Consider the following 17,866-nt stretch of genomic DNA (forward strand, 5'->3'; position numbering starts at 1 on the left):
CGGCCCTGGTGGTGCGGATCATCTTAGACAGGCGGCACGATGGCCGGTTTCCGCTTGGCCGCCAGATCCTCGATCCAGCCCACGGCCGCAACCGTGAGCGTGAGCAGCACCGCCCCGATCGGCAGCGCCGCCGCCCGGCCTTCCATGGTGAACGGGTCGATCCCCAGCGCGACCAGGATCGCGCCAACCACGAGCAGTACCGGAAGATGCCAAATGTAAATGGAAACCGCCCGGGCGTTGAGCGCCGAGATCATGGCCGACAGCTTCGGGAAGCGGGCCAGCCACTCCATGCTCGGCTTGATGCGCATCAGGACCAGCACCACGGCCGTCCCCCACAAGGCCTCGGCCATCTGCACATTGAACGGAGTCGCATCGGGCGGCGCGGCCAGCACCCCCCACACCGCCGCGGCGACCGCGAGCACGGCCACGATCAGGGCAACCGTGCGCGCGGAAAGCTTCTCCAGCATCCCTGAATAGCGGGCGAAGCCGAGCATCCACGCCGTTCCATACAGCGCCGTTGTGCCGACCACATCGCCGATACGCCCGGTCGGTTGGGGTACCAGATGGGAATGCATCAATGCAGCACCCGCCAGCGGCGCGAGTAGCACCGGGATCGGCCACCGGCGAAACAGCCACCACAACAGGGGCGAGAGCAGAATGAACCACAGATAGGCGCGCAGGTACCACAGCGCCATCGCGAAAGCGCCCGCCCACGAACTGGTCGGCGGGTTCGCCAGCGGCACCACCCAGAGCAACAGCTCGGGCCAATAGAGTGGACTGCGCGGATCTGTCAGCCAACCCTGAACCAGCATGATCGGCACCGCGACCAGGGCCAGCCCCCACAGCGGCGGCAACAGCCGGCGCAGCCGCGAGCCCACCGTCCGGGTCACCCCGCCGCGATCAAGCGATCGCGCCGCAAGCAGCCCAGCCAGGGCGAACATCACCCACATCGACGGAAACAGCACAGCAAGCCACGAAATCCAGAGGGTGTGGTGCAGAAAAACCCGGGCTATCGCGGCGGCCCGCAGCGTATCTATGTAAGCGCTTCTGCGGGCCGGCGAGCCGGGTGTGCTGTGGTCATTGACGTTCGTCGTCACTGCCAAGGTCACTGGCACTACTTACCCCGGCGGCCCGCGTCGCACACGTCATGTGTAACGAAGCTTTGGGCTGGCCGATCTGCCGCCCGATGAGTTCGCGACGCGACTATGGTCTAACTGATATGACTACCGACTTTGAGACCGTGACCTCGAAAGATGGCACCACGATCGCGTATGTGAAGACCGGTTCAGGACCGGTCGTTGTCCTCGTCGGCGGCGCCTTCTGCGACCGCGGATTCGCCGGAGACCTGACCGGTTTCCTCAAGAACGACTTCACCGTCGTCAACTACGACCGCCGCGGTCGCGGCGACAGCACAGACACGTCCCCCTACGCGGTGGCCCGCGAGGTCGAAGACCTAGCCGCCGTGGTCGACGCGGTCGGCGTCTCCGCCCACGCCTTCGGCGTCTCCTCGGGCGCGATCCTGATCCTGCACGCGGCTGCCTCCGGCCTGCCCCTGACCAAACTCGCCCTGGTCGAGCCGCCCTTCAAACCGGGCATGGTCAACTACGCGGAGGAGTACACCCGCCTGTGCTCCGAAGGCCGCAACGGCGACGCCGTCGAGGTGTTCATGACCAAGGTGGTCGGCGGGCCCGCCTCCGCGGTCGACCAAGCCCGCCAGTCCCCGATGTGGCCGGCCCTCGAAGCGATGGCGCCAACCCTCGCCTACGACGCCACCATCACCAACGACGGCAACATCCCGGTCGAATTCGCCACCATCACCGCACCCACCCTGGCCATCGAAAGCAACGCCAGCCCAGACTGGCTCCGCAACGCGACCCAGGCGATCGCCCAAACCGTCCCGAACGGCACCCACATCGCGCTCCCCGGCCAGTTCCACCAGCCCGACCCGGAGACCATGGCCGGCGAGCTCAAGCGCTTCTACCGGTAACCCCCGGACCGCTGCACGGGCCAGCTCCCCTGGGATGGAGCTGGCCCGGCATTCCTATCGGGAGGAGCATTTCGCTGCCGCCACGCTACTGCCACCAGGGTCGCTTCAACCGGCTCACTCACCACTCACTCGCACCGGCAATCCAGCCGCCGCTCCACCGGCACGATCCGGTAATCTAGGCGCGCCGGGGCGGTAGCTCAGCCGGTTAGAGCAGCGGACTCATAATCCGCCGGTCGTGGGTTCGATCCCCACCCGCCCCACTTTCAAAACCAGCCCATACGTGCGCTCACCAGGTAACAAGCATGTGGGTCGATTCCAGTCAGACGCAGCCAGATGCCACCAAAAGTAGGGCCGTTGTCGGCAGTCGTGGAATATGCGTGGAATGATCTCGACCCCGTTTGCCCAGGTCGACAAGGCAAAAGCCGGTTTCCGGCGATCGTACCGGGACCGGCTTGGTGCGGGTCTTCTGGGCAGGCGGCAAGCGTGGGGTGATCACCGATCCAGGCCACGGGCCGACACGAAGCCTGCGAGTGTCGCTGCCAGGTGACCCGGTTCGTGCCAGTGTTGGAAAATGTCAGACGACGACCGTACCGCGACACTGCTCCAGGCCTTGTTTCCTTCGCCGTAGTAAACGTGGAGTGTTCCGCCTGTATCGAGCGCCAACCCAGGTTGTGAGTCGACACCTATGGGGGACGCTCCGTCATATTGCTGCGTGATCCGTGGCCCGTAGATCGACCAGGCGTTGACGGTTTTCCCTCTAAGTCGTTCAAAAATCGTTGCATGGGGCGGATAATCGCGCAGCTTCAGTGCCGGATCCAGCTCACGATCCCTAGCGCGGCTGGCGACCTTTTTGCACAGATCAAGAACACGAGCCGCCTGTTCGAGGAGCGCCTGCTGCCGCGCCTTTGCTTGATCGTGGGCTGTCCTCCTAGCCAGGTCCGCCTGTTGCCTCCGATGAGCGGCGTTCTCCGTCTGTTGGCGCGCTTCACTAACAAGCTTGTCAAATTCCGCATCTCCGAATGTCGGCGCCATAGCTCCGTATTCAATCATCTTGTCTAGATCCATCGGTGTGCATAACTGAATCGACCTAGCTGAGTGCTGCTTCAATCCGTGCGTTCATGATCCCCTCGTCGCCGTCGATGCACTTCGCGTAGATCCGCAACAGCACCTCGACCGACTGCCCGGCCCGACTGGCGACCTCGGTAGCGGGCACCCCAGAGTTGAGCCACAACGACACTGCCGCGTGGCGAAGGTCGTAGGGACGCTTCGCCAAGACCGACAAGATCTGAGCGGGGGAGAGCGCCAGGTTGCGTGCGGAGGCCCAAACGCGGCTGTAGGTCGTCGAGCCGATCACGCCGCCGCCCTCGCTGCGGAACAGCCTGCCGTCCTGAGCAGACCCGAAGGTAGCGATGTGCCAGACGAGCAACTGGACCAGCTCGGGCGGGATCGGCACCGACCGGGTCTCGTTGTCGGCCCGGTGCTTGAGCCTACGGGTATCGTGCCGCTCGCCAGAGTCGGTCCACTTTCTTGCCCGCATCAGTGCGGTTGACCTCCAGAGTCAAACGGCCCCAACCACTTTCCGGAAGCTGGCAGTCATGCGTGCGGAGCCAGGCCACCTCGCGCGGACGCATCCCGGCGAAGTACATACACGCGAAGAACGCCACCAGCCGAAGCCCGCGATCCATTATCCTTCCGCCGATCGAGGCGACTGCTATTAACAGCGCCCGAACCTCAACCGGGTTCGCTACCACCCGCCGATCAACAGTGTCGACGACCCGCTTGCGGCGCGACTTGACCCTGAGCCGATCAATCGGGTTGTGCTCCAGGTGGCCCTGGTGCCCGAAAGGCAGCGACTATCCCTACTCATCTGCGCTGCGTCGCTGGTCGGCGTCGACAACAATGCGGGTGAGGGTCGCGCCAATCGTCTCCGGTGGTGCGCTCGAGCATGCTGGAAACGGAGGCGCGTGCCTCGGCCTCGTTGTCGAAGTAGTCTTTTGCGTTGGCGGAAAGTGGTCTTCGGCGGGCGTCCTCTCCGTTTAGGACCTCAGTGGCAGAGATCGTCGAGATGGTTCACAATGGCGATCGTGGGGATACGACCGTTCGCCGTGGGCGTGCTGGCAGCCTTTGCCGCAGTCTGCGAAGCGAACGCGTCCCCGTCCACATTGGTTGGCCAGCGATGGCTGTTTGGATGCGCGCTCAGCGCGGGCTTGGCCGCCTACTTGGCGCTACCAACCATGCTGGACTACACACTGATCTTAAAAAAAATCTCTGACCCCATTGTGAAAAACTTCACTGCGGCGGTGATTGACTCGGAGGCCGTTCTGCGGCGGGTCAGTGCTGACCTGCGTCTTTCTGACCCCGTCTTCGAGACCTCCTAACAATCTGTAAGCGCATCGTCACTTGCTGCTGACCAATTGGTCTTAGAGACTGCTGTGTCCCAACTTTTTCGGGAGTTGGAGTCGCACTCGGAGCGCTCATGACCAGATCGCAGTTGATGGCAGACTCGTGGGCGCAGGCGTTCGGGGCGGTCATTGCACAAATGCGCCAACCATCATCAATGACCGATTCAACGAACATGGCTGAAAGTTACTGCCCACAATGATCATGAGCCTGGCGTGCGAGCCGGATCAATTTGGCGTACAACCTTTGGGGCGTCAGTCCAATACGCCGCTTGGTCGTTGTGGATCACCTCGCGCCCGCCGGTGGAAGCTCTTCCACCCGATCGAACGCGATCTTTCCTGGCATCTCAGCAACGAGCCTGCTGAATCAGGCTAGGACCTGCAGGCGAGCCGAGACACTTCGCCATCGCAGAAGAGATTGATCTCGATCTCAACTCTAGCCGGAGGACCGCCCAATGGCGTGTCTTGGAAGTAATCCAACACCGCCACAGCAGGCGTTGCCGCACCCCTACCCGCCTCGATCGTGCCCTGCACGAACCAACGACCTGTTGCCACCACCGGAACCGCGACACAGGCCAAAAAAGGCGGCTAACGCCGCCACCATCCACACCCGCCGAGGCAACCAGCGCCAGTCACCCTCGACGGGCTGAAACCTTCAACCCCTGGCGCTTACCCGCTTTAGCTTTCAACCCACCCTTCATGCTCCCGCTCCAGCTCATACACAAAGCATGCCGGAACATCGGGCGAAGTGGCGAACGGAAAACGTTGTGGGAACAGGGAAAGAGGGAGAGCTGGACAAGAAACACCAACTACACCACCGCAACCAGGTGAACCAATCGACCACGAACGGGGCCTCGCAACAATCTCGGCCTCGCGTGCGTAACATCAGGACTCCTACCGGCCACAACATGCCACAGACCGTCATGATCAAAACCTCGTAAACAAAACCTCGTATTCGCCGTGTCGAAACTTCCCTACGAGATCAAGGGCCGCCCAAGGGCGGCCAGCCGCACCGGCACGCACCGCCTAAGCCTTCGGCCCGGCGGGCGGCACTACCAAGACACCCAGATCTCGGAAGATCGCCAGATCGACTACGGGAATGAAGATATCTGTCGGCTGTTTGCTGGAGGGTTCAGATGGACGGCCGCACCGTTTGGATGTCCGATGACCTGCGGGGAACAGCGAGATCGACAAGGCAAGCAGGTTGTGGCGCAGGGACCTGTCCCGGCCTCGCCCCGGACAGCCACAGCTGTGCCGCGCCAGCCGCTGCCGCCAGGTCTTCGGCATGCCCCTGCAGCAGAGTCGAGCGGTCAGCGAGCAGCGCGAGATAGAACTGCCGCTTCCACGGGCTCAACAGAAGGTCGGCGTGCACTTGGCCGCTTTCGACGGTTGCGGTGCGATGAGAGTTCACGCTCTGCCGTGGCCGTGCGTGAAGTGGTGCTCCGATCCGGTCGAGCTCGGCCTGCCAGGCATGGCTGGCGTCGCCCGCCGCGACAATGTCCGGGTACCAATGCGCGGTATCGCCCCAGCATCATTCGTATCAGCCATCGCTCCATAATGCACCCGCAAAAGCGACTCGACCCCCGTGCACGCCCAGCGCAGCTGGCGTCCGCCGCCGTCGGCTTTACGCGCCAGGTGGGTCAGTACATGTCCTCGCGACCAACAGGATCAAAGCCGTCGATCTCAGTCATGGCGCAAGTTTGTCATGCAGGCAAACAAAAGTTGCTGTCGGCCATCAAATCAAGTAGATATATGTAAAGCGCACGGCGTCGCGTTGTGGCCGAGCGTTTCATTGCCAATCTGCCAGCAGGTCCTCTAGTAGTGCATGTGCTGCGGCTGCTCGCTGCATGGCGTGATTATGCAATGCGATTGGGGATGAGCGGATTGACATCGAACTGCATAGGAGCCTGATCAAACACTGCCCAGCATGCGGCTGCTGGTAGCGTACGAGGATCTAGGCGAACTTAGTAGCCGGTGCATTCAGCCGGCGGCCAGAAGGCGTCCAGTCGGCGGCCAGATAGGGCACCTAGTTTGCGCACATGTTGATGAGAATCATGCTCGCTGCGGCGGTGGGTCTGGTCCCCGTCGCGACACCGGTACCGGCGATGGCTGCCGCGCCGCCACCGGTGCCCGGCCAAACAGCTCCATTCCGAGAAATTCCCCTCCAAACAGCTCCGACCAAGGCAGAGCCGGAGCCGGATTGTCAGCAGGTCTTGCAGCAGGCCCGGCGTATGGCGCTCGCCTCCGGCAAGACTGCCACGGTCCCATGTGTGACCCTCTCATCTCCCGATGCGGCCGTCGTGGCACCCGACGCGGTCGGCGTGCAGGAGTTCTGCGGCGTCAACGAATGGGCCTTTACCCGGCACACTGCTTGCATCTCCGGAGTGTCGGGCGTGCTGAGTGTCTACGCCTTGGTCGAAGGTCGCGAGGTGCTGGTCGGCCAGGTGTATTTCACGATCACCACCGGGACCTCGACCAGCGGCAATTCCGCGCGGTGGACCCACAGCTTCTCCCTCACGCCCACCCTCATGTGGGGATCGGTCGGCAACACCTACCTCATTGCCACGGCGGAGTGCGCCGCGAACTGCAATTTCGAGAGCATGAACTTCAACTCGGCGTTCCCGATCGCCACCGGCGTGTCTCGTAGCGGTTCGGCAACGCTTTCCACGACCTCGTACGGGGAAGGCACGGTCTGGCGGGCGTGGTCGACCTGGGCTTATTGGTTCAGGAACCCGGATTGGGTTATCCCGGTATCCAACACGTTGCGGATCAGCGCGCCCGACCACCGCTGCGACGAGGCGATCGGGATCCGCTTCTCGATCGGCTGCGTATACAGCCAGGTACGGCCCTTGCACGAGATCGGCCGCACCCGCTATCCCAAGTACGCCAGGCACATCGAGCTGGCGATCAACTTCGGGGTACCGTCCATATTGACCCGCACCCAGATTTCAGCGCAGAACGCCGCGAACCGGGCCAGAGCCTGCCCGCAGTCGCCCGCGAACGGCTGGAGCTGTGACGAGTACCCGTTCGCGTCGACCCAGGAGGGGGCGGCCAATCCAATCCACCCGTACGGACGTACCTTCCAGATCCTGAACTGGAACAACGGCGCCGAACCGTTTTTCTGCGGGATCGGCTGGCTCACCCCGCGGCGGGCCGGTGACTCGCTCGGGTACAGCGTCTGCGGGATACCGCTGGATCAGAACACCGGCGGCGGAACCGATCTCGGCAATTTCTACATCAGGAACCGTGTCCTACACGACGACCGGTTCCAGGTGATGGTGGTGTAATCGGTGGCGCCGGAAACCCGTGTGGCTCAACCAAGCCACACGGGTTTCGGCTCGCGGTTCAGCTCGCGCACGATGTTGATCATCCGATGATTGAGGGATGGATAGCGGGCCTCGATCGGTCGTATCCCCACAGAGAAATATCTACATAGCAGACGGTGCCCGAAGGGCGGGGTGGCCAAGGAGGCGCTCCGCGCTCGGTGAGGGTTGACCCTATGTCGAAGAGCGATAGAGTGGTCGCGTGCGACTGACGATCCCGACCGCGAGAGTGCTCTCCTCCAATGTGGAGGAAGCCCGCTACGGCCGGCAGCTGTCCGGGCTGCATCAGAGCACCGCCGCGGCGCCCGCCACGGCGAAAGTGGTGTGGCCGTCGTGATACGAGCCTTGAGCCGGGCACTGGTCACCGCTGCCGCGCGGCGCTGGCCCGACGAGTCGCAGATGCGCCGCGAGTGGCTGGCTGAGCTGGATTTCCTTGCTTCGCAACGAGGTTCACTGCATGCGTTGTCCTATGCGGTGGGTCTTGCCTTCGCGCGTCCCGCGCAGGCGCCCGCCATCGGGTTCACCTGGCGCACGGCTGGCACCGCGTTCTTCCTGCTCGCTGGTCCGGCAAGCCTGCTGTGCCTCATCGTGCTTGTCGGCCTGGCGCTGGGGTGGATGCTGCCGTCCCTGACCGGGGAGGACCTCAGCCTCGCCCTATTAGGATTGATAATCGTCAACGCGCTGCTTGCTGGGCTGGTCGGCCGCTGGTTCGGCGCGCGCAGTGTCATGACCGGGCCGGCCGCACTCGCCGTCGCTGTTGGGCTCTCGGTCATCGTGTCATTGCTGCTGGTACCCACGCTGGCTGGCGAAGGGATCTACTACAAAGAGATACTCGCCGGTGTGGTTGTCTGGGCACCGGGCCTTGTCGCGCTGCTTTTCCTGGTAGCCAAGACCGCGCAACGGCGGCACAGTGTTCGTGGGGTGCTCGGAGGCCTTCTCGCGTGGCTAGTGGTGCTCGACGTGGCCATCGTCGTGGAGTTCTGGCCCCGGGTGGGGAGTGTCGTGCCGGGCGCGCCCGAGCTATCCGTGTTTGTCGGTGAGCACGCGCCGATGTGGTTCGTCTACGCGCTCACCAACAACTCGTTCGGAGTTCTCAATGCCTACGAGCGGTTCCAGGTCGCCGATGACGCTGTCCTCATGCCACACGCCCTTCTCCCGTTCGGCGTCTACGCGATGTTCTATGCCGTGACAGCGATCCGGCGAGCTACGGAACAATCTGCCGTCCAGACCGGATCCTGACGATCGGTGGCCGAGTTAGTTGGTGGGGTTGCCGAACCAGCGGGCGAGGTGGTCGTCTAGGTCTTGCTGATCGTTGCCGATCCAGGCCACGTGGCCGTCGGGGCGTAGCAGGACACATGGGAAGTCCAGTGCGGCTGTGGGGTCCGCGAGGTAGTCGACCCGGTCTGACCAGCCGCCGACGCTCAAGCGTTCGGTGCGGTCCAGCAGGAGGCCGCGGCCACGGTGCAGCAGGTCGTAGAGGTGGCCGTGTTTGACGTCGATGTCGCGTAGGCGGCGGCCGAGCAGGTCGGGGCCGGCGCCGAAGTCGTAGCGGATGTTGATCGCGGTGATCTTTTCGATCAGAAGGCGGTTCACTTCATTGAAGTCCATCAGCTCGGTGAGGAGTCTGCGTACGGCTTGCGGGCCGGGTTCGGGGGAGGACAGTTGCATCTGGGCGCGGGTGTTGTCGAGCACGTCCTCGGCGACGGGACGACGTTCGGTCTGGTAGGTGTCCAGCAGCGTTTCTGGCGCCCAGCCGTGGATCTGTGCGGCCAGTTTCCAGCCGAGGTTGAAGGCGTCCTGGACGCCCAGGTTGAGGCCCTGGCCGCCGAGCGGCGGATGGATGTGTGCGGCATCGCCGGCAAGCAGAACCCGCTGGACGCGATAGTGTTCGGCGAGCCGGGTGGCGTCCCCGAAGCGGGAGAGCCAGCGCGGGGAGTGCACGCCGAAATCGGTACCCGCGATGGAATGCAATTGTTGTTTGAAATCCTCGAGGGTCGGCGGTTCCGAGCGATCGGTGACGCCTGCGGCTGGGACTACGACGCTGTAGACGCCCTCGCCGAAGGGCCTGAGCCAGAATGGCCGATGGGTCTGGCTGATTTGGGCCACCTTGGCGGCGATTTCCTCCGGCGGCGCAACCACTTTCATCTCGCCCATCAGTGTTTCGGTCCGTGAGGGCTCGCCGGGGAAGCCGACGCCGAGTAGTTTGCGCACACTGCTGCGCGCGCCGTCGCAGCCGACGAGATAGCGCGAGCGCAGTTTCTCCCCGTCGGCCAGTTCGATGGTTACGCCCTGGTCGTCCTGTTCGAAACCGGCCACCGCGCAACCGCGCCGCACCTGCGCGCCCAGCTCGATCGCGTGTTCTTCGAGCAAATGCACGATGACCGGCTGCGGGATGCCCAGCAGGTAGGCGTGCGCGGAATCCAAGCCCTCGGGCACGGGTTTGTTGATGGCGGCGAAGAAGCCACCGGCGGGACGCCGTCTTGCGCGTTCGGCGATGCGCTCCAACAGGCCGCGCATGGCCATCAGCTCGATGCTGCGAATGTGCAGACCGACTATGCGCACGAACGACACGGGCTCGGTTTCCTGCTCCAGGACGAGCACCCGCACATTGTGCAGCCGCAGCTCGGCGGCCAGCATCGCGCCGGTCGGCCCGCACCCGGCAATGATCACGTCGAACATGACCGGCGCGGTGGTGAATTGCAGAGAGTCCATGAGTATTGCCTTTCGGGAATGCCTTGTTGGCGAGGCGCTCCCGGCGACACCTACGTCAATCGCCCGACCGTGACGGGAAGGGGGAGCACCCACATCGATACAGAGTTCATGGGTCTCACCTCCTTGGGCGGCGTAACGGTCAACTGCAAACTACAAGCCCGAACATCATCCCGTCCAGTCTTCCCCAGAAGCCTCTGGCGGGAGCGCTCAGACAGATTGATTGTCATCATTATTACGGCTAGCGTACTGTCGAGGGGTACGATAGCCGTAAGAATGATGACAATCGAAGGAGTTGCGATGGCTACGAGGCAGGCCGGGCTACCGCCTGAGCTGGCTCAGGCACCGCTGCGCACCGTACGCCCACGGGACATCACTGTCTATGCTCACGCGCGGTCCCAGCTTGCTCGTCTGGCCGAAAGCGGGCTGCTCCACCGGCTCGCACCAGGCTTCTACGCGATCGTTCCGCAAGACCGCGTCGGCCGAAATTGGCTCCCTTCACTTGAAGGGGCAGCGGCCGGGATCGCTGCTGCAGAATTCGGCGCTGGCGGCTATGCGTTGATGGGAATGGCGGCCGCGCGGCTACATCGCGGCGTCCCGCGCGCCATTGCCGTTGCCAGCGTCGCCGCGCCGCGGCGAAGGGAGTCGATAATGTTGACGGACCGCGCGGCGACAATCCGCTTCTTCGTTCGCGACCTAGATGCGATGCACGTCGAGATGCTCCAAACAGATATGGGTGGATGTCTAGTGACCACGCCGGAGCAGACGGTGCTTGAACTTGCCCATCTCGCAGGCGCCGAAGGTCTCCAACAAGAGGCTGAGTCGGCGATTCGGGCGCTGCTGCCTCGTTGCGATCCGGAGATTCTCCGCGATATCGCAGCACATCAACGGCTGAAGCGAGCCTTGGATCGGGTCCTCAAGATGGAGGATTTGGATGAATGAGCGAACTTCGCCCGCGCCCTCCTTCGGGCTGTCCGCGGAGGATCTGGCGCGTGAAGCCGATCGATTTGGCGTCTCGGACGATCAGGTCCGGCGAGATCACGCGATCTCCCATGTATTGGCCGCCATCGCCGCACAACTCGCCGGCGACGTAATCTTCTTCGGCGGAACAGCGCTGAGCCGAACTCACCTGTTGCACGCGCGGCTCAGCGAGGACATCGACCTTCTCTCCCTGGTACCGAGGAGAGAATTGGCCGACCGACTGACCAAGACGATCGCCAGCCAACTTCTGCGGACCCACGGCAGGGTGTCCTGGAATCCCGGCTTCTCCCCTCGTGATGACGTCCAGCCAGCCGTTCTCCAGACCTCCGAGGGCATCGCGATCAAGATTCAGCTGCTTGATGGCGCGAACTACACAAGGTGGCCCGTAGAAATAAGGCATCTGGAGCAGCGCTATCGGGATGCGCGACCGGCTTTGCTCCAGGTGCCGACGATCGCGTCTTTTGTGGGATGGAAGACTGACGCCTGGTGTGCGCGAGTGGGAAGCTGCACTAGCAGGGCAGACCCGGCTTAACGTCGGGCCTGAAGACGCATTGCTCGCGGTGCGGAATGCATGGGCGAGCGCACAAGGCGAAACGTGGAGCTAGCCAAGGCCTTCTTGAGTGCGGCAGCGTGTTTGTGGAAACCGCACCGGGCAGCGCGGCGGATCGATAGCCTGAAGGCTGTGATTGAAGCGGTGCCTGGTGTGCGCAGGGACCGCTGGCCCGCGCGTCAGCCAAGCGTGATGGATGCGGCACAGGGGAGAAGGAGCACCGGGTGACGACCGTCGAGCGTTACAGGACAACGGATCCGAGTCTTGCCGCGGAGGCATTGGCCAACCCCAGCGCGGAGGAGGTGGGCCGGATCGATGCCTGGTGGCGAGCCAACAACTATCTGACGGTCGGGCAGATCTATCTGCAGGCTAACCCGTTGCTGCGCGAGCCGCTCGCGCCGCGGCACATCAAGCCGCGGTTGTTGGGGCATTGGGGAACCAGCCCTGGGCTGTCGTTCATTTACGCGCACGTTTCCCGGCTGATTCAGCATACCGGCCAGCAGGCAATCTACCTGGCGGGGCCGGGACACGGCGGTCCCGCGCTGGTTGCGGCGGGCTACCTGGAGGGTACTTACAGCGAGCTATATCCGCAGGTGCCGCTCTCCGAAGCTGGGCTGTTGAAGTTGTTCCGCCAGTTTTCGAGCCCGGGTGGCATTCCCAGTCACGCCTCGGTGACGACTCCGGGGTCTATCCATGAGGGTGGCGAGCTGGGTTACGTGCTGGTGCACGCGTTTGGTGCGGTCATGGACAACCCGGAGCTGCTGGCGGTGGCTGTGGTTGGCGACGGCGAGGCCGAAACCGGGGCGCTGGAGGGCTCCTGGAAGGGCATCTCCTTCCTCAATGCGGCCCGCGACGGAGCAGTGTTGCCGGTGCTGCATCTGAACGGGGCGAAGATCGCCGGGCCGACCGTGTTGGGGCGCAAGGATCCCGCCGAGGTGCGCAAGCTGCTGGAGGGGCACGGCTACCAGGTTGTCGAGGTCGAGGGCTCGGACCTGCCCGGCATGCATTATCGTTTCGCCGCCGCGCTGGCGCGGGCCTGGGCCGAAATTAGGGCCATTCAGCAGGCCGCCCGCAGCGGGAAAGGCGACAGCGCAAGGCCGCGTTGGCCATTGATTGTCCTGCGTACGCCGAAGGGGTGGACCGGGCCGCACACCGTCGACGGGATAACGGTCGAGGGCACCTGGCGGGCGCATCAGGTGCCGCTGTCCGGGGTGCGCGAGAACGCCGACCATCTGGCGATGCTGGAGAAGTGGCTGCGCTCTTACCGTCCCGAGGAGCTGTTCGATTCCACCGGGGCGCCTACGGCGCTGGTGACCGAGGCCAACCCGCGGGGCGAATTGCGCATGAGCGCGAGCCCACATGCCAACGGGGGCTTGCTCACCAAGGACCTCGACCTGCCCGACTTCCGCGGCTACGCGGTGCAGGTGGCACAACCGGGATCGACGCGGGCCGAGTCCACCCGCCGTCTCGGCGAGCTGTTGCGCGACATCTATTCGCGCAACCCGGACAACTTCCGGCTGTTCTGCCCAGACGAGACGAACAGCAATCGCCTCGGCGCGGTTTTTGAGGTTTCCGATCGGGCTTTTATGGAACGTGTGGTACCAGAAGATGTGGCGCTGTCCCGAGACGGACGCGTGATGGAGGTGCTTTCCGAGCACAGCTGCCACGGCTGGCTGGAGGGATACACACTCACCGGCCGGCACGGGATGTTCGCCACCTACGAAGCTTTCGCCATGGTGAGCGCCTCGCAGACGGTGCAGCACGGCAAGTGGCTGGTCGAGGGAAGGCATCTGCCCTGGCGTGCCGACGTGCCGAGCCTCAACATCCTGCTGACGTCGACGGCGTGGCGCAACGACCACAACGGTTTCTCGCATCAGGGCCCAGGGCTGATCCAGACCGTGCTCACCCAGCGCGGCGGTGTCTCCCGTATCTACCTGCCGCCGGACGCCAACTGCTTGCTTTCGGTGGCCGACCACTGTTTCAGGTCGCGGTCGTACCTCAATCTGATTGTCATCGACAAACAACCGCAGCTGCAGTGGCTCACCATCGATCAGGCCGTGGAGCATTGCGCGCGTGGCGCTGGCATCTGGCGCTGGGCCGGAACGGATGAGGGCGGCGGCGACCCTGACGTCGTGCTGGCCTGCGCCGGTGACATTGTCACCATGGAAACCGTTGCGGCGGCTCAGATTCTGGCCGAGCGGCTGCCCGGTCTGCGGGTGCGGGTGGTCAACGTCGTGGACCTGATGACGCTTTCCCGGCCCAAGGACCATCCGCATGGCATGTCCAGTGAACAATTCCGGGAGCTGTTCACCGACACGGTCGATGTCGTCTTCGCCTTCCACGGGTACCCGGGGGCGATCCATCAGCTGGTGCACGGACGTCCCGACGCCGACCGTTTCCACGTGCGGGGCTTCATCGAGGAGGGGACGACCACGACACCGTTCGACATGACGGTGCGCAACCGAGCGTCGCGTTACCACCTGGTCATGGATGCCATCAACAACACCCGCCGAACCATCGGTGGCGCCGCGGAAGTCCAGCGGTGGTGCCAGGCCCAGCTGGATCGGCACGCGGCCTATGTGGTGGAGCACTTGCAGGACATGCCGGAGGTGCTCGACTGGTCGCTGAAAGGCGAAAGCTAGCTGCGCGGTGGTGGTATCCGGGCGGCGATCTGCTCCTTGGCATGGGGACATTGATCAAACGCGGGTGACATCGGCTTCGCCGTAGCGACGTTGGCCGATCCCGTCGCGGCTCGGCTCCAGCAGGCCCATGCTCTCCCAATGCCGCAGCACATGGGTGGGCAGGCCGAACTGCTGCGCCAGCTCGCCTATCGTCGAGACGCCGGTTGACTTCATGTGCACATTAAGCTGCACGGTGGGTGCCATGAGCAAACCCAACTTTTCGCTGACCCGGGTCGCCAACTCCTGTGTCCTGCTTGAGCTGCACGGCCAGGCTGTGCTGACCGATCCGTGGTTCACGCAACGCTGGTACCTGCGCCGGGGCGAGCCGCTCGGCCTGCCGATCGATCAGCTGCCGCCGCTTACCGCCATCATCGCGACCAGCTCGGCACCCAACCACTGGGACCTGCGGGCGCTGGCCCAAATCCAGCATCGGGCCACGCCGGTCTACGTCAGCGGGCAGCGAATGGCCCGCCAGGCGCGAGGACTCGGGTACTCAAACGTGCGCGTCCTGGCCTGGCACGAGCGCTGCGCGCTGACCCCGACGCTGTCGCTGGAGGCGGTTCCCGCGGGACGTACCCTGCTCGGGCGCAACAACGCCTACGTGCTGACCAGCGAGCACACCCGGGTCTTCTTCGGTGGCGAAATCGAGGACGTGACCCTGCTGCACCGGTATAGGGCCGAAAGCGCACCGGTGGACGTGGCTTTCCTGCCCACCAACGGATTACGGCCGATAATCGGGCCGCCCCTGGTGATGGGACCGGCGCAGGCGGTGGCGGGCGCGGTCGCCCTGGGCGCGCGGACGCTGGTGGCGGTGCACGACGCCCACGCCAGATGTGCTGTCGCTGGTGTTCCGGCGCCACGGGTCCGCTGCCGACGCCGCCGCCATGGCGCCGCCCGGGCTTGACGTGGTGTGCCTGCCGCCCGGCCAGCGCTGGGATTTCCAGCGATGACCGGATGGGCTGTTATTGCTTCTGCGGCACGGTATGTCCGGTGCCGTCGACGACGAGCCGTTGCGCGAGCGGGTCGGTGAGGGTGACCTCCAGCTGATGGACGACACCCAGATCTGTTCCCGTTCCGCCGGCTCGCTTCACCCGCACGTCGACGGTGACCTGCTTGGCGTCCTCCGTCGTCGTCGTGCCCTCGATGCTGTCGCGCTCGCCGATAACCACCGACACGGTGAGGTGTTTGTCGTCCGCGCCGCGGCGATAGCTATCCACTTGCACCGTCGTGGCCGCCGCCGACGAACAGCCGGCGCTGATGGCCAAGACCATCAGCGCGGCGGCCAGTTTACTCATCATCCAAGCCTCAGCCCTCCGGGGAAATAGAACCAAGCCACCCTGATGTCGGTGAAGTATTCGTAGCAAGGGTCGAAGGCGCCGCCCCAGCTGTCGCCACCGCCGCCCGCGGTGCCGCTGTGGATTCCCTTGGCCGCGATGCCTCCGTCGCCGCGGACAGTGTAGACCGGGGAGCCGGAGTCGCCCGGGATATTGCATTGACCCTCTTTGACGCCTGCAATCATGTTGCGCGCCCAGACATTCGGGCCGTCCTTGTCGTACTTGATATTGGCGTTGTAGCCGTTGACCGACCAGCCGCACAGCTCACCGGTTCTGTACCCGCCGGTGCAGTACTGGTCTCCGTATGCGGGCGAGCGGCTCCACATCTCCTTGACCGTGCCGCTGCTCGTCGAGCCGGCCGGGCCACGATAGATGCTGTAGCCGCTGGTCTTGCCCGAGGTGACCTCCACCAGTGACACATCTCCGCGGTAGCCGGTCTCTCCGGGGAACAGGGTGGTTCCCGTTGTCGCGGACCAGTTTTCCCGCGTCGTGGCGGTCACGGTGCCGACGTAGGCGATCGGGGTGTGCACGTTGCCGCCGTCCCTGACGCAATGCCCAGCAGTGATCATGTAGCTGGTCGAGCCCGACACCCAGGGGAAGCCGGAGGTACAGGTGCCGACGGGGGTGCTGATCTGTGCCCCGCCCCAGAACGGCCAGTCGTCAGCGTCGCGCCCGAAGTCTGTGCCGGCGCGTGGCCGCTGGGTCTGAACTCTTACCCCGATCGCTTCGGTGCCAAAGCGTTTCGCCAGCGCCGCCATCAGATTGTCACTGAGCCGGTCGACGGTGATGGTGATCCGGTTGTGTTCCCCGTCCGGCTCGGCCATGAAGATGGCCTCCGCGTCTGGCACCCTAAGATCTTGCAGGGTGGTGACTTCCTCCTTGATCTGCTCCAGCTGACCGAGGGAACGGCTGACCTGCCGCACCTTTGCCGGCGCGGCGGTCGCGAGCTGGCGGGCCATGCTCGATCCGGCCGAGCCGGTAACCGCCACGCTGACCGAGCCGGTCTTCGGGTCCAGCCACGGGTATCCGAACTCCTGCGGGTGCTCCAGCGCGAGCTGGTACGCCGCGGAGAACGCCTCAGCCGCGGCCTCCGCGGGCCGGGCCGGATGCAGGTCGGCCGGACCGACAAGGGCGATGCCGCTCTGGTGGCGGGGTTCCTCGGCGGCGGCGTAACCCGTTGCGCCCGTGGCGATCCAACCGGCGGCCACGAGCGTGGTGGTCGCGGTCGCCAGGCTGATCCAGCGATATTTAAACATAGCGATTCCCCATGGGTCGGCACTGTACGCCGACGGCGGGTGCTAAACCGACCTCTATCGTTAGAGGTTGACGAAGCTATTCGCTCAGTGAATACTTGGGCGGTGTCCACCGCCTTCGTCTTGCTCGGACTGCTGGCCCGCGGGCCGCGCCACGGTTACGAGCTGAAGCGGGAGCACGATAACCGGCTGCCGCGCGCCCGGCCGCTGGCGTTCGGGCAGGTCTACGCCACCATCGGCCGGCTGATCCGGGACGGGCTGATCGATGAGGCCGGGCAGGACAAGGGCGCGGGTCCGGAGCGGATGTCCTATGTGCTCACCGAGCAAGGGCGCGAGAAGCTGGCCGGCTGGCTGGCGGCGGTCGAGGAGCCGGCGCCGCATGTGCAGAGCACCGTGCTGACCAAGGTGATCGTCGCCCTGTTCGGCTCCGACGACGCCGTGGCGGCGCGCGCCTACCTTTCCGCGCAACGCCGTGCCCACGTGAACCGGATGCGTGAGCTGACCAAGGAGCGCAGCGATCCACAGGCGTCCATCGCCGACGTGGCCGCCGCCGACTATGCCATTCAGCATCTCGACGCCGATGTGCGCTGGATGCAGACCACGCTTGACCGTGTCGATGCGCTGCACCGCGAGGTGGCGCGTTCATAAG

General features: G+C 64.5%; 17 protein-coding genes and 1 tRNA gene. 11 read left to right on the plus strand and 7 right to left on the minus strand.

The window, feature by feature from the left end:
- Window positions 1–23 precede the first annotated feature (23 nt).
- Entirely contained in the window at window positions 24–1,109 is a 1,086-nt protein-coding gene (locus Rhe02_RS06655) for an acyltransferase family protein (RefSeq protein ID WP_203907187.1), read from the minus strand.
- A 110-nt stretch (window positions 1,110–1,219) separates the two neighbouring features.
- Here Rhe02_RS06655 and Rhe02_RS06660 point away from each other — a divergent pair, with 110 nt between their 5' ends.
- Window positions 1,220–1,987 (plus strand): alpha/beta fold hydrolase, encoded by a 768-nt coding sequence (locus Rhe02_RS06660; RefSeq protein ID WP_203907188.1) that lies wholly within the window; start codon window positions 1,220–1,222, stop codon window positions 1,985–1,987.
- Window positions 1,988–2,173: 186 nt separating this feature from the next.
- A tRNA-Ile gene (locus Rhe02_RS06665) sits at window positions 2,174–2,247 on the plus strand.
- A 232-nt stretch (window positions 2,248–2,479) separates the two neighbouring features.
- Here the strand turns inward: Rhe02_RS06665 and Rhe02_RS06670 are convergent.
- Window positions 2,480–3,052: a hypothetical protein gene (locus Rhe02_RS06670; protein ID WP_203907189.1), complete on the minus strand. Its 573-nt coding sequence runs from the start codon at window positions 3,050–3,052 to the stop codon at window positions 2,480–2,482.
- 22 nt (window positions 3,053–3,074) lie between these two features.
- Complete coding sequence (locus Rhe02_RS49670) at window positions 3,075–3,524, minus strand: site-specific integrase (RefSeq protein WP_239123467.1); 450 nt, start codon at window positions 3,522–3,524, stop codon at window positions 3,075–3,077.
- Between the two features lie 538 nt (window positions 3,525–4,062).
- Between Rhe02_RS49670 and Rhe02_RS06680 the strand changes: the two genes are divergently transcribed.
- The 4 genes from Rhe02_RS06680 (at window position 4,063) to Rhe02_RS06690 (ending at window position 8,948) form a co-directional block, all read left to right on the plus strand.
- Window positions 4,063–4,365, plus strand: a complete 303-nt coding sequence (locus Rhe02_RS06680; RefSeq protein ID WP_203907190.1) for a hypothetical protein — start codon at window positions 4,063–4,065, stop codon at window positions 4,363–4,365.
- Between the two features lie 2,060 nt (window positions 4,366–6,425).
- Entirely contained in the window at window positions 6,426–7,673 is a 1,248-nt protein-coding gene (locus Rhe02_RS06685) for a NucA/NucB deoxyribonuclease domain-containing protein (RefSeq protein WP_203907191.1), read from the plus strand.
- A gap of 238 nt (window positions 7,674–7,911) precedes the next feature.
- Window positions 7,912–8,046, plus strand: a complete 135-nt coding sequence (locus Rhe02_RS50485) for a hypothetical protein (RefSeq protein ID WP_275412597.1) — start codon at window positions 7,912–7,914, stop codon at window positions 8,044–8,046.
- Entirely contained in the window at window positions 8,043–8,948 is a 906-nt protein-coding gene (locus tag Rhe02_RS06690; protein WP_203907192.1) for a hypothetical protein, read from the plus strand. Before Rhe02_RS50485 ends, Rhe02_RS06690 begins: the two co-directional genes overlap by 4 nt.
- A 15-nt stretch (window positions 8,949–8,963) precedes the next feature.
- On the opposite strand, the gene rox is transcribed toward Rhe02_RS06690, so the two are convergent.
- A complete protein-coding gene (gene rox / locus Rhe02_RS06695; protein ID WP_203907240.1) occupies window positions 8,964–10,388 on the minus strand; it encodes a rifampin monooxygenase in 1,425 nt (474 codons plus the stop codon).
- A 330-nt stretch (window positions 10,389–10,718) separates the two neighbouring features.
- Here rox and Rhe02_RS06700 point away from each other — a divergent pair, with 330 nt between their 5' ends.
- The 3 genes from Rhe02_RS06700 to Rhe02_RS06710 all read left to right on the plus strand — a co-directional run bounded on the left by Rhe02_RS06700 (window position 10,719) and on the right by Rhe02_RS06710 (window position 14,591).
- Window positions 10,719–11,360 carry a type IV toxin-antitoxin system AbiEi family antitoxin domain-containing protein gene (locus tag Rhe02_RS06700; protein ID WP_203907193.1) on the plus strand — a complete coding sequence of 214 codons (642 nt, stop codon included), beginning with the start codon at window positions 10,719–10,721 and terminating at the stop codon, window positions 11,358–11,360.
- Window positions 11,353–11,931 (plus strand): nucleotidyl transferase AbiEii/AbiGii toxin family protein, encoded by a 579-nt coding sequence (locus Rhe02_RS50860; protein WP_203907194.1) that lies wholly within the window; start codon window positions 11,353–11,355, stop codon window positions 11,929–11,931. The genes Rhe02_RS06700 and Rhe02_RS50860 overlap by 8 nt, the downstream gene beginning before the upstream one ends.
- Window positions 11,932–12,173: 242 nt before the next feature.
- Window positions 12,174–14,591, plus strand: a complete 2,418-nt coding sequence (locus Rhe02_RS06710) for a phosphoketolase family protein (protein ID WP_373320602.1) — start codon at window positions 12,174–12,176, stop codon at window positions 14,589–14,591.
- A gap of 54 nt (window positions 14,592–14,645) precedes the next feature.
- Here the strand turns inward: Rhe02_RS06710 and Rhe02_RS06715 are convergent, their stop codons facing one another.
- Window positions 14,646–14,804 (minus strand): MerR family transcriptional regulator, encoded by a 159-nt coding sequence (locus tag Rhe02_RS06715; RefSeq protein WP_203907195.1) that lies wholly within the window; start codon window positions 14,802–14,804, stop codon window positions 14,646–14,648.
- Between the two features lie 28 nt (window positions 14,805–14,832).
- Between Rhe02_RS06715 and Rhe02_RS06720 the strand changes: the two genes are divergently transcribed.
- The gene (locus Rhe02_RS06720; RefSeq protein ID WP_203907196.1) at window positions 14,833–15,534 is read left to right on the plus strand and encodes an MBL fold metallo-hydrolase; all 702 of its coding nucleotides are present in this window, start codon (window positions 14,833–14,835) and stop codon (window positions 15,532–15,534) included.
- Between the two features lie 58 nt (window positions 15,535–15,592).
- On the opposite strand, the gene Rhe02_RS06725 is transcribed toward Rhe02_RS06720, so the two are convergent.
- Together Rhe02_RS06725 and Rhe02_RS06730 are read right to left on the minus strand one after the other, a co-directional pair.
- Window positions 15,593–15,925, minus strand: a complete 333-nt coding sequence (locus Rhe02_RS06725; RefSeq protein ID WP_203907197.1) for a hypothetical protein — start codon at window positions 15,923–15,925, stop codon at window positions 15,593–15,595.
- Window positions 15,925–17,220, minus strand: a complete 1,296-nt coding sequence (locus Rhe02_RS06730; RefSeq protein WP_203907198.1) for a trypsin-like serine protease — start codon at window positions 17,218–17,220, stop codon at window positions 15,925–15,927. Before Rhe02_RS06730 ends, Rhe02_RS06725 begins: the two co-directional genes overlap by 1 nt.
- Before the next feature lie 102 nt (window positions 17,221–17,322).
- Here Rhe02_RS06730 and Rhe02_RS06735 point away from each other — a divergent pair, with 102 nt between their 5' ends.
- The gene (locus Rhe02_RS06735) at window positions 17,323–17,865 is read left to right on the plus strand and encodes a PadR family transcriptional regulator (protein ID WP_203907199.1); all 543 of its coding nucleotides are present in this window, start codon (window positions 17,323–17,325) and stop codon (window positions 17,863–17,865) included.
- Window position 17,866: the final 1 nt, after the last annotated feature.

Source organism: Rhizocola hellebori (genome assembly GCF_016862955.1).
Taxonomy (GTDB): domain Bacteria; phylum Actinomycetota; class Actinomycetes; order Mycobacteriales; family Micromonosporaceae; genus Rhizocola; species Rhizocola hellebori.

Excerpts from the sequence above, each read along its gene's own strand:
- Rhe02_RS49670 (WP_239123467.1), bottom strand. The coding sequence starts at position 3,524 with ATGCGGGCAAGAAAGTGGACCGACTCTGGCGAGCGGCACGATACCCGT.
- Rhe02_RS06700 (WP_203907193.1), top strand. The coding sequence starts at position 10,719 with ATGGCTACGAGGCAGGCCGGGCTACCGCCTGAGCTGGCTCAGGCACCG.
- Rhe02_RS06725 (WP_203907197.1), bottom strand. The coding sequence starts at position 15,925 with ATGAGTAAACTGGCCGCCGCGCTGATGGTCTTGGCCATCAGCGCCGGC.
- Rhe02_RS06685 (WP_203907191.1), top strand. The coding sequence starts at position 6,426 with ATGTTGATGAGAATCATGCTCGCTGCGGCGGTGGGTCTGGTCCCCGTC.
- Rhe02_RS06660 (WP_203907188.1), top strand. The coding sequence starts at position 1,220 with ATGACTACCGACTTTGAGACCGTGACCTCGAAAGATGGCACCACGATC.
- Rhe02_RS06670 (WP_203907189.1), bottom strand. The coding sequence starts at position 3,052 with ATGGATCTAGACAAGATGATTGAATACGGAGCTATGGCGCCGACATTC.
- Rhe02_RS06720 (WP_203907196.1), top strand. The coding sequence starts at position 14,833 with ATGAGCAAACCCAACTTTTCGCTGACCCGGGTCGCCAACTCCTGTGTC.
- Rhe02_RS06715 (WP_203907195.1), bottom strand. The coding sequence starts at position 14,804 with ATGAAGTCAACCGGCGTCTCGACGATAGGCGAGCTGGCGCAGCAGTTC.
- Rhe02_RS06730 (WP_203907198.1), bottom strand. The coding sequence starts at position 17,220 with ATGTTTAAATATCGCTGGATCAGCCTGGCGACCGCGACCACCACGCTC.
- Rhe02_RS06680 (WP_203907190.1), top strand. The coding sequence starts at position 4,063 with ATGGCGATCGTGGGGATACGACCGTTCGCCGTGGGCGTGCTGGCAGCC.
- rox (WP_203907240.1), bottom strand. The coding sequence starts at position 10,388 with ATGTTCGACGTGATCATTGCCGGGTGCGGGCCGACCGGCGCGATGCTG.
- Rhe02_RS50860 (WP_203907194.1), top strand. The coding sequence starts at position 11,353 with ATGAATGAGCGAACTTCGCCCGCGCCCTCCTTCGGGCTGTCCGCGGAG.